Source organism: Klebsiella sp. SWET4 (genome assembly GCF_024296565.1).
GTDB classification, from domain to species: domain Bacteria; phylum Pseudomonadota; class Gammaproteobacteria; order Enterobacterales; family Enterobacteriaceae; genus Klebsiella; species Klebsiella variicola.
This window is the reverse complement of sequence record NZ_JANCOB010000018.1, coordinates 1-15,360: the sequence shown is the minus strand read 5'-3', so window position 1 is coordinate 15,360 and position 15,360 is coordinate 1. Positions and strand designations below refer to the sequence as shown.

Annotated in this window: 12 protein-coding genes and 2 pseudogenes; 10 read left to right on the top strand and 4 right to left on the bottom strand. The window is 43.7% G+C overall.

The window, feature by feature from the left end; all coding sequences use genetic code 11:
* Positions 1 to 273: 273 nt before the first annotated feature.
* Both NKJ21_RS25540 and NKJ21_RS25535 read left to right on the top strand, forming a co-directional pair.
* The gene (locus NKJ21_RS25540; RefSeq protein WP_254733290.1) at positions 274 to 597 is read left to right on the top strand and encodes an AAA family ATPase; all 324 of its coding nucleotides are present in this window, start codon (positions 274 to 276) and stop codon (positions 595 to 597) included.
* A 349-nt stretch (positions 598 to 946) separates the two neighbouring features.
* A pseudogene (locus tag NKJ21_RS25535) lies at positions 947 to 1,036 on the top strand (IS1 family transposase); the annotation flags it as partial.
* A gap of 29 nt (positions 1,037 to 1,065) precedes the next feature.
* On the opposite strand, the gene NKJ21_RS25530 reads toward NKJ21_RS25535, so the two are convergent.
* Entirely contained in the window at positions 1,066 to 1,818 is a 753-nt protein-coding gene (locus NKJ21_RS25530; protein ID WP_254733288.1) for an alpha/beta fold hydrolase, read from the bottom strand.
* 194 nt (positions 1,819 to 2,012) lie between these two features.
* Here NKJ21_RS25530 and NKJ21_RS25525 point away from each other — a divergent pair.
* The 3 genes and pseudogenes from NKJ21_RS25525 to NKJ21_RS25515 all read left to right on the top strand — a co-directional run bounded on the left by NKJ21_RS25525 (position 2,013) and on the right by NKJ21_RS25515 (position 3,641).
* A pseudogene (locus NKJ21_RS25525) lies at positions 2,013 to 2,610 on the top strand (recombinase family protein).
* Between the two features lie 195 nt (positions 2,611 to 2,805).
* A complete protein-coding gene (locus tag NKJ21_RS25520) occupies positions 2,806 to 3,273 on the top strand; it encodes a hypothetical protein (RefSeq protein WP_254733286.1) in 468 nt (155 codons plus the stop codon).
* Complete coding sequence (locus NKJ21_RS25515; protein ID WP_254733284.1) at positions 3,270 to 3,641, top strand: DUF1878 family protein; 372 nt, start codon at positions 3,270 to 3,272, stop codon at positions 3,639 to 3,641. The genes NKJ21_RS25520 and NKJ21_RS25515 overlap by 4 nt, the downstream gene beginning before the upstream one ends.
* Before the next feature lie 175 nt (positions 3,642 to 3,816).
* Here the strand turns inward: NKJ21_RS25515 and NKJ21_RS25510 are convergent, their stop codons facing one another.
* Positions 3,817 to 4,539, bottom strand: coding sequence for a class I SAM-dependent methyltransferase (locus NKJ21_RS25510; protein ID WP_254733282.1), 723 nt, complete (start codon positions 4,537 to 4,539; stop codon positions 3,817 to 3,819).
* A gap of 684 nt (positions 4,540 to 5,223) precedes the next feature.
* Between NKJ21_RS25510 and NKJ21_RS25505 the strand changes: the two genes are divergently transcribed.
* Entirely contained in the window at positions 5,224 to 7,446 is a 2,223-nt protein-coding gene (locus tag NKJ21_RS25505) for a DEAD/DEAH box helicase (protein ID WP_254733280.1), read from the top strand.
* Positions 7,443 to 8,114: a DUF2290 domain-containing protein gene (locus NKJ21_RS25500; protein ID WP_254733278.1), complete on the top strand. Its 672-nt coding sequence runs from the start codon at positions 7,443 to 7,445 to the stop codon at positions 8,112 to 8,114. The genes NKJ21_RS25505 and NKJ21_RS25500 overlap by 4 nt, the downstream gene beginning before the upstream one ends.
* Before the next feature lie 132 nt (positions 8,115 to 8,246).
* Here the strand turns inward: NKJ21_RS25500 and NKJ21_RS25495 are convergent.
* Positions 8,247 to 8,944 (bottom strand): IS1 family transposase gene (locus NKJ21_RS25495; protein ID WP_254733276.1). Its coding sequence is split into 2 segments (ribosomal slippage): positions 8,247 to 8,695 and positions 8,695 to 8,944, totalling 699 coding nucleotides; the frame shifts between segments, so codons are not numbered across the junction.
* A gap of 732 nt (positions 8,945 to 9,676) precedes the next feature.
* Between NKJ21_RS25495 and NKJ21_RS25490 the strand changes: the two genes are divergently transcribed.
* The gene (locus tag NKJ21_RS25490) at positions 9,677 to 10,417 is read left to right on the top strand and encodes a tyrosine-type recombinase/integrase (RefSeq protein ID WP_032740674.1); all 741 of its coding nucleotides are present in this window, start codon (positions 9,677 to 9,679) and stop codon (positions 10,415 to 10,417) included.
* Positions 10,418 to 11,188: 771 nt separating this feature from the next.
* Here the strand turns inward: NKJ21_RS25490 and NKJ21_RS25485 are convergent.
* Positions 11,189 to 12,199 carry a RepB family plasmid replication initiator protein gene (locus NKJ21_RS25485; protein ID WP_032740675.1) on the bottom strand — a complete coding sequence of 337 codons (1,011 nt, stop codon included), beginning with the start codon at positions 12,197 to 12,199 and terminating at the stop codon, positions 11,189 to 11,191.
* Positions 12,200 to 12,939: 740 nt separating this feature from the next.
* Here NKJ21_RS25485 and sopA point away from each other — a divergent pair.
* Positions 12,940 to 14,106: a plasmid-partitioning protein SopA gene (gene sopA, locus NKJ21_RS25480; protein WP_000523813.1), complete on the top strand. Its 1,167-nt coding sequence runs from the start codon at positions 12,940 to 12,942 to the stop codon at positions 14,104 to 14,106.
* Positions 14,106 to 15,071: a ParB/RepB/Spo0J family plasmid partition protein gene (locus NKJ21_RS25475; protein ID WP_254733275.1), complete on the top strand. Its 966-nt coding sequence runs from the start codon at positions 14,106 to 14,108 to the stop codon at positions 15,069 to 15,071. The genes sopA and NKJ21_RS25475 overlap by 1 nt, the downstream gene beginning before the upstream one ends.
* The last annotated feature ends 289 nt before the right edge of the window (positions 15,072 to 15,360 follow it).

Below are 15,360 nucleotides of genomic sequence, written 5' to 3'. Positions count from 1 at the left end.
TCCGTCTGAACATGTCCGGTTAGATTAAAAATCATATCATGTATGATTTCTTACTAATAATTAAAATATCACATTCAGTATGATCTTATTTATGTGGTTTGATTATCATATCCTTTGCGCGTTTCCCGCCGCGCAGATCCGATTTCTGGCTAAGCCAGATCTGGCAGTTCCTCCATGTCGAAATATCAGTTTTAGATGCCAGACTTATTGCCTGAATTGAGGTAATGTACCTGAGATTAATCCGACTTTTAACATATGAAGGAACCGTTCAGAATGGCTGCCAGGCAAAACATTCCAGCACAATTACGCTTGAAGGAAATTCAGATTCAGAGCCTGAAAGGGATATCAAACTGTACCATCAACTTTCCTGCAGATAAGAAAGTTACAGCTATTATGGGGATGAATGGCTCTGGGAAGTCAACGATCATCCACGCCCTTGCCTGCTGTTACAAACCCCGTACTGTTACTTCGAAAGAAAATAACCGATTCTCTGATTTTTTTACTCCTCATGAGGATAACAACTGGCGTGACAGTGGTTTTACTGCCCATTTTTATGCAGGAACCCTGAATAATCAGGGAAATAGAATAATGTTCTAGCCTACGCCAGCACCGGATGACACCTTCACACAGCTTTATTCTAAAGTCGCCCGCTGGCAGCCAGTTTATGCACGTCGACCGGTCAAGGAATCCCTATACTTGGGACTTCAGACACTCGGCACTTTATCTGATGATCTCGCTGCGTCCCGACATGCAAAGTACGTTAGCCATGATTTCGGCCCTGCACACCTCAAACAAAAAATACTTGATTCTATGTGTCGGATTCTTGAGGCTAATTACTCCGATTTGATGGTCTGTACTACCCAAAAGGGCTACACATTCTATAAATTTACCAAAAATGGTATCTCCTATACTGAGCACACCATGGGAGCCGGTGAGAAACGTGTATTTGGCTCGTAAAACAATCTGCTTCTCGCGTTCAGTAGAGATCCACGAAAAAGTCATCGGGACGTTTATTGAAAAACAGATGTTCTACTAATTGGAAGCATCACCCATGCGAGATTAGACTCAATCGAGAAATTCCGTCAGGAATCTCCGTAACTGTCGGCTACATTCAACCGGAGCCATGTGAGTTTGTCCTTCAAGAACATGTAGCTTGGCGTCTGGTATACTATTTCGGGCAGCTTCCATCATGCCGTCGCCAAAAAACTGATCCAGTTCCCCTCCGATAATCAATGTCCTTGCTGTGATCGAGGTCAGATCGACTGGCTCAGCCTGCATTATCAATTGAAGATATCGCACAATAACGTCACCGGAGTTCATTTTTTCTGTAAGTTTGTTGCAGTCTACCCAGAGCTTTATCTTCAGTAACAAATTCAGCAGGGGATTGCGGAATATTGCCGCAAAGTCATTAATCAGCTCGTAGTACTGCTCCTGTTGGGCGAACTGGATTTGTCGATTTATCCTGTTTTCGCCGCTCTCGCTGAACTTGTGAGCGCTCGCCACCAGAATCAGCTTCTTAACCCACCCTTCACGCGCTGCCGCAAGCTTTGTCGCCAGCAATCCGCCATAGGATATCCCTATGAGCGAAAACGCCGAGACCTTCATGTCTCTGATGGCGCGCTCATAGTCTGTCACAATCGTTTCAATCGTCGCCTTTGCTTCGGGCTGCTGATCGTAGCCAATCAGAATGAAGCCCTGTGTTGGCGGCAACATACGTGCGACACGCTTTGCGTCTCGGAGCATCCGGTCAAAGCTGTGTTTGCGTACAAAACCTTGCCCACCGTTGATCACGATCACGGGATCAGTTTGATCACCCATGCGAATATAGGGAATTCTTTCGAGCAAAAAGCCGGTCTTAAATATATTTTCATTTTTCTGAGGGCTGTTTTAGCATAATGTACGGAAACGACCACTTTCGGACACCCCATATAGCCTGTGTCCGAAAGTTAATGTTTTTTTGTTACGTACACCTCTTATAATGAGTACATCCATTTCGTACGAAAAGTAACGCTATGTCACGAGTTTTTGCCTACTGCAGGGTATCGACCCTTGAACAGAATACTGAAAACCAGAGTTGGGAGATCGAAGTTGCTGGTTTTATCATCAGACCGCAGCGGCTGATAGAAGAGTGCATCAGCGGTTCTGCTGCTGCAGCTGAGCGTCCTGGATTTATGCGTTTGCTTGACAGAATGGAAAATGGTGACGTTCTAATCGTAACGAAGCTGGATCGACTCGGACGTAACGCCATGGATATAAGAAAAACCGTTGAGCTACTTTCTGAGTCAGAAATACGTGTACACTGCCTGGCACTGGGAGGGGTAGACCTAACCAGCCCGGCAGGTAAGATGACAATGCAGGTTATCTCTGCGGTCGCTGAATTTGAACGGGACCTGCTGCTTGAGCGTACACATGCTGGCATTGCACGGGCAAAGGCATCCGGTAAGCGTTTGGGTCGCCCGCCGGTCCTGGCTGATGAACAGAAGAGAGCAGTGTTACTGCGTTTGAATGAAGGGGGGGAGTATCAGCGCGATTGCCCGCGAGTTCAACATCACTCGGCAGACCATTCTAAGAGTGAAAGCGATAATGGAAGACGCTGATGCTCGTTCATGAGTTACTTTTCTACCTGTGTCCGCTTTGTGCCAATAGCAGACCCTCGATATCAAGCGATTTCATAGTTGCTCTGATAAAATTATCAAAAAATAGTTGAATTTTAATATAAAAAAGATTAAATATTGTAGACTGCTATTGGGTAATAGAATAAATTGAGTTAAAAGAAAACTAAATTATTTTTAGCGGAGACTTAATTTGACATTAGATAATATTGTTACTTTAGTGGGAACTATAGTAACCATTGTTTCAACAGCAATAACCATCTCCCAAGTGAGGAAAGCAAAAAATTATAAAGAGCAGATAAAATTCGACATAAGAAAGATTAATTTATCAGGCACAACAGAACGTCTAAAAAGATCTCAGGATGATATAAGAATGCTTCCTTCAGATTACTCAAATATACAAAGAGGACTTAGAGTTAGCGTTCTCATCCATAATATAAGATCCCAGTTTGATTTCGCATTAAATGCTATAGACAATAATGGACCTGACAAAGACATTCGAACATTACTTACGAATGCACAGAACAAGCTAAATAGTTATGAACTAGCGTTTCTCAATAAAAAAATTGATCCAAAAGATTCCCATGAACTACAGAGTTTAGTACAAGATGCAATTTCACAATCTAGTTCACGAATATTTGCACTGGAAGGTAAATCATGAATATTGAAGAGATTTTTGAGAAAATTAAAAAGCTTGAATATCAGATAACAATATTGTCTGAATGCATAGATTATGACCGTTATCCTGTTCAATCATTAATCTTGTCGCTTGGCTGGGATAGTAAACAAATAAATAAAGCGCATGATATATTTCAAACTTTCGACGAAAAGTTAGAGAAAGGTGAAAAAATAAACTGGTATGAGTTTGAGAATGCTTTAGAGGATGAATTCTCCATTGGATACCAAACAGTAAAATCTATTGTTTTAGCTTTTTATAACAATCACCAGTGGGTAGATGTTTGTTATGGTTATGCAATGAGTTTCGAGCCTACTACACCGATAGAATTTCATCCTATAACTCGTAGATAAATAGAATAGTTTACAGAATCCAGCCGCACGAATCTTCGTTTGGCTGGTTTTTTTAATAGAATTTTAAATAAAATCCCTGAAAATTTTTTTTAAAAAAAAAGTTATTTTATTTCTCATAGCTGCCAACTTCGAGAACTGCTGGATGCAAGATGTGAGCGTTACTCATTATTATAATTTAATTGGCGATACGTTTAGCCGTAATTGAAATAATCACGGGCTTGGCTTCTCCCCCAATAAAATTAGGGTTATGGGCAGCACCATAAGCAAATTCGCTTTCATCACGTGGCCAGTCCATAATTTCAACGGTGACCACCTCAAAACCCGCGCAACTGAAAACATGTGTATCGTAATCCTCTTTTTGGCTTTGAAAGATGTCCTTACTTTTTGCTGATATGGACATATATGAACGATTCACCAATTGAATACACTCAACGGAAGCAAGGCATACATCACTTGAGACCAGAATATCTTCAATTTTTTCTCTGTAAAGTTTTCCCTTTTCAAGAAGGAGTGGCTGTTCCGGAGTGCGGGATACCATTACATCTGGACTCGCTCCTATGAACCAACCTGTCAGTATTGTTGGCTTAAATTCATTAATCGTATCCAGATTTTCCTTCGAAAGCGTAAAAAAATCGGAGTTTATTATATTAGCTTCGAGCCCTAATTCATTTAAAAAACGACTGGCTTCTTCAATTAGAGCGAGGTTGTTATCAAGAGAAAGCACAGCATGATCTGCTTTGATCATTTGTGCTGTTCCCCTACCTGACCCACATCCAAATTCTAAAACATTCCCACTCGGCAATGATTTTGCAAGTTGTTCATAAATATTATGCTCGTCAAGCAGAGCAGATTCTTGCGTCCAATTCAAAGCATACTGATTCTGTACTTCCTGATTCATAAATTATTCCCTACTTACATAATTGATAATGTTTTTTGCAGATTAGTTATCGGCTCTATTTCGCATAAACTTAGTCAAACTTTCATGATGACATGCACCTATTCGAAGAATGCAGAGTGATGATCGTCAAGCTCTCATCAGTGCTGAGAGTTATTGTGAACTTCTGCTCCTCGCTCACAGCGGCTCCTCATGCCTGCGCAAAAACAGGCTTAACGTAAGATGTTTTCCGTTTTCCAAGCGGGCCTGCATAATCCCCTATAACATTAGGTATACCTTAATATTATAGGGGATTATGCAGCATATGAGCTCTTTTTACCACTCTATTGTTACCATGCATCATTTTACCACTTATCTATAACTAGTAACCCGACAACTCATCTCACAATTTGTAGAATTAAGTGTTAAATTGAATCTCTATATTAGGCTTCGTACAAAGGAGAATAATAGTTAGCTAAATCTCTAAAAACTAGGCGCTGTGCATTTCTGAAAACTCAATGAAGGTTTTATATTTTTTTTCGTTATTTTAAACTTTGGCTTATTCAAGTCCATCATGATTTATTTATTATTTGCAATGTGATAGAGAGAATTAACTCACATCTCAAATAATTATAAAAAATAAAAATTTTAAACGTTGTTTTTGCATGTTATAATAATATAAAATCAATGCTGATATAAGAGGGTGCTATGAGTGGTTCTTTTGATTTTCTAGCAGGTTCTTTGGCTCTTGAAAATAAACCTTTCCATTTACAAGTCGCAGAACTGATAAAAAATAAATTTAATCAATGTGAGGGTTATATAGGTTATAAGCTTGCAACCTTAGGGCGAGCGTCAGATTCCGATGTTCCAGACTTCATCATTGTCACTAAGGAGCATGGCATTGTTTTAATTGATATAATTGAATATAAAGTTTCTGGCGCGGGTGAGGTTCAAGGGAATGAAGTTTGGCACTATGAAAATGGAAATTCAAGTGCAGCAAGGAACTTTATTGTCGAATTGTATGAGGAAGAGGTTAAAAGCAGGTTAAAAAATGATGCAATATTCTATAATAGAAGAAAGAAAACCTGTACAGTTCCCATATCTAGCGTGGTTGTTTTTTGTAAAAATACCAATAATGAAATAAATACTTTCTATCAAGAATATGCTGACTATGAAAGCACGCCTATTGAATATGCAGATATTGATGGTTGGTTAGATAGTTTAGAGAAAGGATTTAATTGTGACTCTAAAACTTTAGGGAGGATTTTCTCATTATTAGAGGGTACTTTCATTTATGAGAATAAAAAAATCCTTGAAGAAGATCCACCTCTTAATACCGTAAATGACTATATACAAAAATCTCTGAATATCACATTTAATCAAGATCACTCTCAGCGTATTGCTTCAATGCAATTGACTCCAGGTCCTCAAAGGATTCGTGGCTTGGCCGGGACAGGTAAAACAATAGTACTGTCTTTGAAAGCAGCTATTACTCATAAAAAATTCCCAAACTATAAGATCTTATATTTATTTAACACTCAAAGCTTATATCAGAATGTTCAGAACTCTATTGCTAGATACTATACTTTAGAAGCAAAAAAAGCACCAGATTTTGAATCTAACTTAAATGTATTTCATGCTTGGGGTGGGAGGCAGAAACCAGGATTATACTCACATATTTGCAAACAATATGGTTTAACTGCGCTTACCTTAGGAGATGTACGTGGAACTCACGATGCTTTAGCCAGCATTTATGCCGATCTCCTAAAAAAAATTGGCAATGATATAAAGCCTGAATATGATCTTATTTTAATAGATGAAGCACAGGATTTTCCCAAAGAACTTTTTGAAGTTGTTTTTAAATTAGCTAAAGGAAAACCTCACGAGAAGAGAATTGTTTGGGCTTATGATGAATTTCAGTCACTGAAAGACACTCAAATTAAAGGGCCTTCTGAACTTTTTGGTTTGGCAAAAAATGGTGAGCCAAATATGAGTGATGATGTATTGGAAGGACTTTATCCGGGAGATATTAAAAAGGATATCGTTTTATCAAATTGTTACAGGACTCCCCGTCCTGCTCTCATGACAGCTCACGGCGTGGCGTTGGGACTTTATACTAACAAGCCTAATGAGATGTTTTATAATCATAATGAGTGGAAAGCTATTGGTTATAAAGTTATAGATCCTAAAACAAACATTATTGCGAAAGGTAATAATGTTAAAATAGAACGACCTAATGAGAATAGTTTAAATTTACTTGAAGGGATCATGACGGAACAGGGTAAGAGAGCACTTAATCTTATCCAGACAAAGGTAGAGGTTGATGGAGATAGTCAGTATGAATATATTGCCAGTAATATAAGCCGATTAATTAATGATGAAAATGTTTCACCAGAGGAGATTGTTATAATTAATTTAAACTCCTCAAGTAACAAGAATGAAATGCTCCGTATACAATTTATTTTGAATACTTATGGCATTCACTCCGTAATTCCAGGGTATGTGGAAAGTGCAGATGTTTTCAAACCAAAGGGATTTGTTACAATTACAACTCCTTTCAGGGCTAAAGGTAACGAAGCTAACATTGTTTTTGTATTAAATGGACAACTAGTTGTTAATGACTTCTCATTAAGGATGAGGAATGCGTTTTTCGTTGCAGTCACTCGAACAAGAGGATGGTGCTATATTGTTGGGTATGGTGAAAAAATGCAAATGCTTGTGAATGAAATATCAGGAATTAAAAATGACTTCCCAACATTTAACTTCATCTGTCCAGATCCAGAAGATGTGAAGGCTCGGAAAAGTTATTTGCACAAGTCTGACTCTGAGATTAATGAGATGCAAAAAGTTTTGGATTTAGTAAATAATAATGAAGAGTTAAGACGATTGCTACAAGAGCAGTTAAATAGCAATGGGGGGAATCGAAATTGAATTTCTCACTAGTTTTGCAGAGCCTTAACCATGTTGAGGATTTTTTGAGGCCGGTTACTCAACAAAAATTGATTGAATTAAAGGAAAGAGATAGGGTAATAAGCTGGACGAATAGGAAACCTGGGATTTACAATGAGGTTTATTACCCTATTGAATATCAATGTGTAATTGATGCAAGTCAATACTCCTTATTATTGAAGGATGGTAGTTTTTTTCAGTTTTTCTATGATTTCGATATAAAAACTAACGATTTAAAAAAAGCAAAACTGGCTTTCTATCCTTCTCCAATTGATTCTAAAAACTCTTTAGAGGAACTTAATGAGGCAGCCGAACTTGCTTTTGAGTACAATGAAGATCTTTACAATCATTTAGAGAATTGGATTGAACTTTTAGAAATAAAAAAATATTTCCCTGCTAATACTTCACAAGTCAGGTTTGATTATGATAATGGCGTTACTACGCATGAAAAATCCCATCTGCAATTCAGTAGCCTAAACAACCTTAGACTTCCTGCTGATTTCTTTCCTTTACCATATGCATTTGTTTTAATGGTTTCAGATCTAATTAATGGATGTTCTAAGGTTAACTCAAAACATGTAAGCTTCACTAAGAAGCATTGCTTAAAATCAAATGTTTCCAATCGAATAATAAGTTTGAAGTCGATGTGATAAGCTGGCCCCTTTTTATTTAAAAGGGGCCGGAATAATTTTGATGTTTTTATTTTAATTCTCGAGTAATGTTTTCTTAAACTCTCATTTCTGAATGAGTTAGCTGTAGCATTTTACGGTAATGACTCCAACTTACTGATAGTGTTTTATGTTCAGATAATGCCCGATTACTTTGTCATGCAGCTCCACCGATTTTGAGAACGACAGTGACTTCCTGCCCAGCCTTGCCAGATGCTGCCTCAGATTCAGGTTATGCCGCTCAATGCGCTGCGTATATCGCTTGCTGGTAACGTGCAGCTTTCCCTTCAGGCGTGATTCATACAGCGGCCAGTCATCCGTCATCCATACCACGACCTCAAAGGCCGACAGCAGGTTCAGAAGACGCTCCAGTGTGGCCAGAGTGCGTTCACCGAATACGTGCGCCACAACCGTCCTCCGTATCCTGTCATACGCGCAAAACAACCAGCGCTGGCGTGATTTAGCGCCGACGTAACCCCACTGTTCGTCCATTTCCGCGCAAACAATGACGTCACTGCCCGGTTGTATGCGTGATTTTACCGACTGCGGCCTGAGTTTTTTAAGTGTCGTAAAATCGTGTTGAGGCCAACGCCCATAATGCGTGCACTGGCGCGACATCCGACGCCATTCATGGCCATATCAATAATTTTCTGGTGTGTACCGGGCTGAGAGGCGGTGTAAGTGAACTGTAGCTGCCATGTTTTACGGCAGTGAGAGCAGAGATAGCGCTGATGTCCGGCAGTACTTTTACCGTTACGCACCACGCCTTCAGTAGCTGAGCAGGAGGGACAACTGATGGAGATGGAAGCCACGGGAGCACCTCAAAAACACGATCATACACTAAATCAGTAAGTTGGCAGCATTACCACACCCATTATGATCTTATGTTTAGCCTTTTCCAATTTATTATCTAACGGTCGGTGATTTTTTAAACAGGCTATAGCATCCATTTTTTTTGAAGAGGAAGAGAAAAAAATGTTCTCCGCGATTCATATCCTTTTTTTATAAGAGGAATTAGTATTACTGTTACTATTATTTGAAAAAATGGCGTTGCTAATTTTATTAATCCTACTGAAGATTGCTCCATTTTAATTATCTCATTTAGATACCGGACCGTTTAACTGTATAGTAATCTACAATATTAATATTTAACTTGTGGTTATATTCTGATTGTTTCTATACTATAAGCTATATCCACCAATCTCAAGCACAGACGGAACCTATTAAAGCTATTCCTCGATCGCATCTGGAAGTTAGCCATTCCTCGCCCTCATTTTATCCACTTTCAACATAGCTGTTTGCCTTGGCATTACCCCATTTCTCCCAAAAACCGTAAAACAGCCCTCAGCCCGCGTCATGACTGGCTTCATGGAGGATCTGAGCAGAAAAAGGATCCTTTACGCATTTGGTTTTTCCCGCAATAATGCGGAATAAGACAACAAAAGGATCCGCGCGCTGCGATTTATTGTCATGGCAGGATCGGCCCGTCAGGTGCAAAATACCTGTATCCATAAACAGTGCGTGCGCTACGTGAAAAATAACTCATGAACAGCATCATTCCCCTGCAGAATTCACCAGAACGCGTCTCCCTGCTGCCGATCGCCCCGGGCGTTGATTTTGCGACCGCGGTGGCACTCCGGCGGATGGCCACCTCAACAGGTGCCACGCCAGCTTACCTCCTGGCGCCGGAAGTGAGCGCCCTCCTCTGGTACATGCCGGACCAGCGTCACCATATGCTGTTCGCCACCATGTGGAATACCGGGATCCGTATCGGCGAATCCCGGACGCTCACCCCGGAATCGTTCGACCTGGATGGTCTGCGCCCTTTTGTTCGGGTGCTGTCGGAAAAAGTGCGGGCACGTCGTGGCCGGCCGCCAAAAGATGAAGTGCGTCTGGTACCGCTGACGGATGCCAGTTTTGTGCGTCAGATGGAAAGCTGGATGGTCACCACCCGCCCCCGCCGGCGGGAGCCGTTATGGCCGGTCACGGATGAGACAATGCGCAACTGGCTGAAACAGGCGGTGAAGCGGGCTGAAGCTGACGGCGTGCATTTTTCGATCCCCGTGACTCCACATACTTTCCGGCACAGCTATATCATGCACATGCTTTATCACCGGCAGCCCAGGAAGGTCATCCAGGCACTGGCCGGGCATAAGGATCCGCGCTCGATGGAAGTCTATACCCGGGTATTTGCGCTGGACATGGCAGCCACCCTGGCCGTTCCCTTTACCGGTGACGGTCGAGATGCCGCGGAGATCCTTCGTTCCCTGCCACCCGCCGGCTGAGATTGTCGGGCAGGCGGCCGGAGCTTTTGCCGCTACGTGAAAGGACTCGCTCCGCTCCCGGGTGAGGCTCAACGTGCCGGACGCAGAAGCGTGACGCTTATCCGGTATGACCCGGACATCATTTCTGTTCGGGTCTGGGCTAATACCGCATCCAGTCCCCCCTCACCTTCATATCGCACCATGACATCATCCGCATTAAGCAGGCCCGGTCTTCAGGTGATCAACTGACATCTTCATACCGCAGACAATAAAACTTACTGTGATCCGGATATCAGCAGGAGTCGTGAGCGGGCAGGTTACGAGACAGGCCTTTCAAACCCGGCAAGCCTGGTCGTTATTCAGTACGAACATATAGTCAGTGACTGCGTCCCGGGGCGGTTCTGACAGCCATGGGCTTTCTCTTTACGATTGCAGGCGGACCGCGGGTACGACAGGATTAGCGAACTTCGGAGGACTGGTTTTAGCGGCAATACGGGGATCAATGCTTTGCTGAGCAGTTTCATTCAGTGCGGACCGGGGATGTACTCAAATATTGACTGTGGGATGCAGTCATATGGAGAGTACTCAGCTGGCCGGGTAACATCCCAGTCAAACTTACATACCGCAGTCAATATCAGCATATTCTGGCCAGAAATAACATACTTCAGTCAATATTGTCCGTTATTCACATGCAGGAAAGAGAGCGAATATTGACTGTGGTATGCGTGATGCATATCACAGTCAATAACTAATCGCTTATGCATACGGCAGTCATGGTAATGCGTATCGCAGTCAATTTTCCGGCTTCATCGCCGAGAGCGCTTCAGCAAGTTTCTGAGGATCGATGCCTGCAGCCTTCAGTGCCTTAATGACTTCGTCATAATTCTGCTCCGGCGCCTGCTCCTCTTCCTCCCTGCGCGGTACCTTCACCGTCCCACTGATGAGTTTGGGATTGCGATAATGCACACTGAAGTAAGTCGCCCGGCCACGTTTAAACTCGGTGTAATCCAGATAGCCGATATCCCGCAGCTGCTCCATCGCCTTTCGGACCGTGTGGTTCTGCGTATAGACATTTGAGGTGAGATTCAGCCTGTCCCGCATACGTTTCATGGAGATAGGCGCGGGGTTCTGGGGAAGGCTCTCGATGTAGGTATACAGTGCCTGGGCCGATTCCTTCCGCTGCAGGGCGTCAATCGCTTTCAGCCGAAGCAGTACCCGCCTGTCCATGTGGTAAAGCTCAAAGAGCTTGGGTTCAGCCTTGATCTCCACGATATCCTCGTTGATGTCATAATAGGCTGACTGCACCAGATGGGTGGTCCATCCTTTGGTCTCGCTCTGGAATTTCAGGGTAACCGAGGCGAGTTTAAACAGGGAATTACTGATGCGATCGCGCATTTTCTTGTTTGAGCGCCGGGAGTCAAATCCACACATCTTAACGAATTCAACGAACGACAGTTCCAGGGTGTCACTTTTTACCCCATACTCTGACATGGAGCGAATGATCCCGAGCCACACTTTAAAATCCGTGTCCATATCAAGACGCGAACCGGTGATCTTAACGTCGGTGTACCCTTCGCTTTTAGCAATGGACAGCTGTACAAGCTCCTCAGTGGCATCTGTGACGTTTTTCCGGTTTGCCTTACTCCTGGAGGTTGATTTCAGGGTTGGAACGAAGAGACCGAGCCTCATGAGCGCTACCGGCTGCACAGTACTGGTACTGTTGACATCCAGCTTAACAACTTCGCCGGTTGTCTTGTCCACTTCCTGAAGATTGAGAGGTAAGCTGTTATTTTCGCTCGTCATCTTGATCCTCAACGGTTATCCACAAAAGAATGTCGTTATACGTATCGCAGTCAACGGATATACATACCTCAGTAAATACCGTTGCATATCACAGTATTAGATTTTGCATACATCAGTCAACATTTTACATTCCACAGTCGATCCAGTATGACGTTCAGGCCAGTCACTGCGCCTGCTGCAGCGATCCGGGGATCTCTTTAGGATCTCAATATGATCTCTTTGGGATCAATTACTGGATCGAAGCAATGAATAACGCTCATCCCCGGCCTGTCTTCCACACTACTTTCAGGGGCCTACAAGGATAACCAGAATGCCATATGTGTAACGCTCCCTGATTCAACATTAAATCTTGATTGCGATATGTAGAATCTTCTTCTGCTGTTAACCAGCCTTCAGCTTTTTAGCTTCATACCATAGTCAATTTTTTACATATTACAGTCAATTTCATGAATAGAGACTGATCCGGAGAAGCCGCCGGCATCGTAGCGTTCGTGCTTTGTGCAGCCTCTGTACTTTTCCGCTTCCTCGCCGCGTTCTCACTACGTGAGATCGCTTACTGCGGCGAGCGGCAGTGAGAAATATTGACTGCGGTATGTGATTTACTCCCTTTTCTCTGGTTTACTGCCTTCATTACCGTCAGCTTTGCAATTTTTAGATGACTTTGCGATTTTATTGTTGCTTTGCAAAAAATTCCAAGATTTAATAAAATAATGCAAAGCGATGATTAAAGGATGCTCAGAATGGGACTGATGGACACACTTAACCAGTGCATTTCTGCTGGACATGAGATGACGAAGGCTATTGCCATTGCGCAGTTTAATGACGACAGTCCGGAAGCCAGGAAGATCACACGCCGCTGGAGAATAGGTGAAGCGGCGGATCTGGTTGGCGTTTCTTCTCAGGCAATCAGGGATGCAGAGAAAGCCGGCCGGTTACCCCACCCGGATATGGAAACCCGTGGCAGAGTTGAACAGCGTGTTGGTTATACTATCGAACAAATCAATCATATGCGGGACGTGTTCGGTACCCGACTGCGGCGTGCAGAAGATGCTTTCCCACCGGTGATCGGGGTTGCCGCTCATAAAGGGGGGGTTTACAAAACCTCCGTTTCTGTTCACCTGGCTCAGGACCTGGCCCTGAAAGGATTACGCGTTCTGCTTGTCGAGGGTAATGATCCTCAGGGCACAGCTTCGATGTATCACGGATGGGTGCCCGATCTTCATATACACGCGGAAGATACTCTCCTGCCCTTTTATCTTGGTGAAAAGGATGACGCCAGTTATGCGATAAAACCCACCTGCTGGCCTGGCCTTGATATCATTCCGTCCTGCCTGGCATTGCATCGCATTGAAACTGAGCTAATGGGCAAATTTGATGAAGGAAAACTGCCCACTGACCCGCACCTGATGCTCCGCCTTGCCATTGAAACGGTTGCTCATGACTATGACGTGATTGTTATCGACAGCGCACCGAACCTCGGTATTGGCACGATCAATGTCGTATGCGCTGCTGATGTGCTGATTGTTCCCACCCCGGCAGAGCTGTTCGATTACACTTCTGCACTGCAGTTTTTCGATATGCTTCGTGATCTGCTCAGGAATGTGGATCTTAAAGGCTTTGAGCCGGATGTCCGTATTCTGCTTACCAAATACAGTAATAACAATGGTTCGCAGTCACCGTGGATGGAAGAACAAATTCGCGATGCATGGGGAAGCATGGTTCTGAAAAATGTGGTACGTGAAACCGATGAAGTTGGTAAAGGCCAGATCCGCATGAGAACCGTTTTCGAACAGGCTATTGATCAACGTTCTTCGACCGGTGCATGGCGAAATGCCCTTTCAATCTGGGAACCTGTTTGTAATGAAATATTTGATCGTCTGATTAAACCACGCTGGGAGATTAGATAATGAAGCGTGCACCTGTCATTCCAAGACATACAGCAAATACTCAGGCAGCTGAAGACACGTCAGCGCCAGCTGCACCGATGGTGGATTCGTTAATTGCTCGTGTAGGGGCTATGGCTCGTGGCAATGCAATTACGTTACCGGTGTGTGGTCGGGAAGTGAAGTTTACCCTGGAGGTGCTCCGGGGAGATATTGTTGAAACCGCTTCCCGGGTATGGTCAGGTAACGAGCGCGATCAGGAACTACTGACCGAAGATGCCTTGGACGATCTCATTCCTTCATTTTTACTGACCGGTCAGCAGACTCCGGCTTTTGGCCGTCGGGTTTCCGATATCATTGAAGTTGCAGATGGCAGCCGTCGACGCAAGGCCGCTATCCTGACAGAAAGTGATTATCGTATTCTGGTCGGTGAACTGGACGATGAGCAGATGTCGGCATTGTCCAGACTGGGCAACGATTATCGCCCTACGAGTGCTTATGAGCGTGGTCAGCGTTATGCAAACCGTCTCCAGAATGAGTTTGCCGGAAATATTTCTGCACTTGCCGATGCGGAAAACATCTCTCGTAAGATAATTACTCGCTGTATCAATACGGCCAGACTCCCGAAATCCGTTGTTGCCCTTTTCTCTCATCCTGGTGAACTGTCTGCCCGCTCAGGTGAAGCCCTTCAGAAAGCTTTTGCAGATAAAGAAGAATTACTGAAGCAGCAGGCCGCAACTCTCCACGATCAGAAGAAAGCGGGTGTAATCTTTGAAGCAGAAGAGGTCATAAGTCTTTTAACATCGGTACTAAAAAAGTCTCCTGCATCAAGAGTGAATCTGAGCTCACGTCATCAGTTTGCTCCGGGGGCAACAGCATTATACAGAGGCGATAAAGTGGTCCTGAACCTTGACAGGTCCCGGCTTCCTGCGGAATGCATTGAGAAGATCGAAGCCATTCTCAAGGCGCTTGAAGAGCCTAAGTCCTGAAATGGACACGCCTTATCCTTCTGCCTGTTTCCTGTATTTTACCCCATCTCTTTAGTTTTTTTCTCAGGCCAGTAAATCAGAACTGGCCTTCATCCTGTCAGTCTGGGACCACGGTCTCACCTTTACCGTCAGCGCCGGAATGCTGCCTCTGGGACCACGGTCCCAACTTCCCGGTCAGCCCCGGAATGCTGCCTGGGACCACGGTCCCAACTTCCCGGTCAGCGCCGGAATGCTGCCTGGGACCACGGTCCCACCTTTACCGTCAGTACCGGAATGCTGCCTGGGACCA

Excerpts from the sequence above, each read along its gene's own strand:
- NKJ21_RS25540 (WP_254733290.1), top strand. The coding sequence starts at position 274 with ATGGCTGCCAGGCAAAACATTCCAGCACAATTACGCTTGAAGGAAATT.
- NKJ21_RS25530 (WP_254733288.1), bottom strand. The coding sequence starts at position 1,818 with ATGGGTGATCAAACTGATCCCGTGATCGTGATCAACGGTGGGCAAGGT.
- NKJ21_RS25515 (WP_254733284.1), top strand. The coding sequence starts at position 3,270 with ATGAATATTGAAGAGATTTTTGAGAAAATTAAAAAGCTTGAATATCAG.
- NKJ21_RS25510 (WP_254733282.1), bottom strand. The coding sequence starts at position 4,539 with ATGAATCAGGAAGTACAGAATCAGTATGCTTTGAATTGGACGCAAGAA.
- NKJ21_RS25505 (WP_254733280.1), top strand. The coding sequence starts at position 5,224 with ATGAGTGGTTCTTTTGATTTTCTAGCAGGTTCTTTGGCTCTTGAAAAT.
- NKJ21_RS25490 (WP_032740674.1), top strand. The coding sequence starts at position 9,677 with ATGAACAGCATCATTCCCCTGCAGAATTCACCAGAACGCGTCTCCCTG.
- NKJ21_RS25485 (WP_032740675.1), bottom strand. The coding sequence starts at position 12,199 with ATGACGAGCGAAAATAACAGCTTACCTCTCAATCTTCAGGAAGTGGAC.
- sopA (WP_000523813.1), top strand. The coding sequence starts at position 12,940 with ATGGGACTGATGGACACACTTAACCAGTGCATTTCTGCTGGACATGAG.
- NKJ21_RS25475 (WP_254733275.1), top strand. The coding sequence starts at position 14,106 with ATGAAGCGTGCACCTGTCATTCCAAGACATACAGCAAATACTCAGGCA.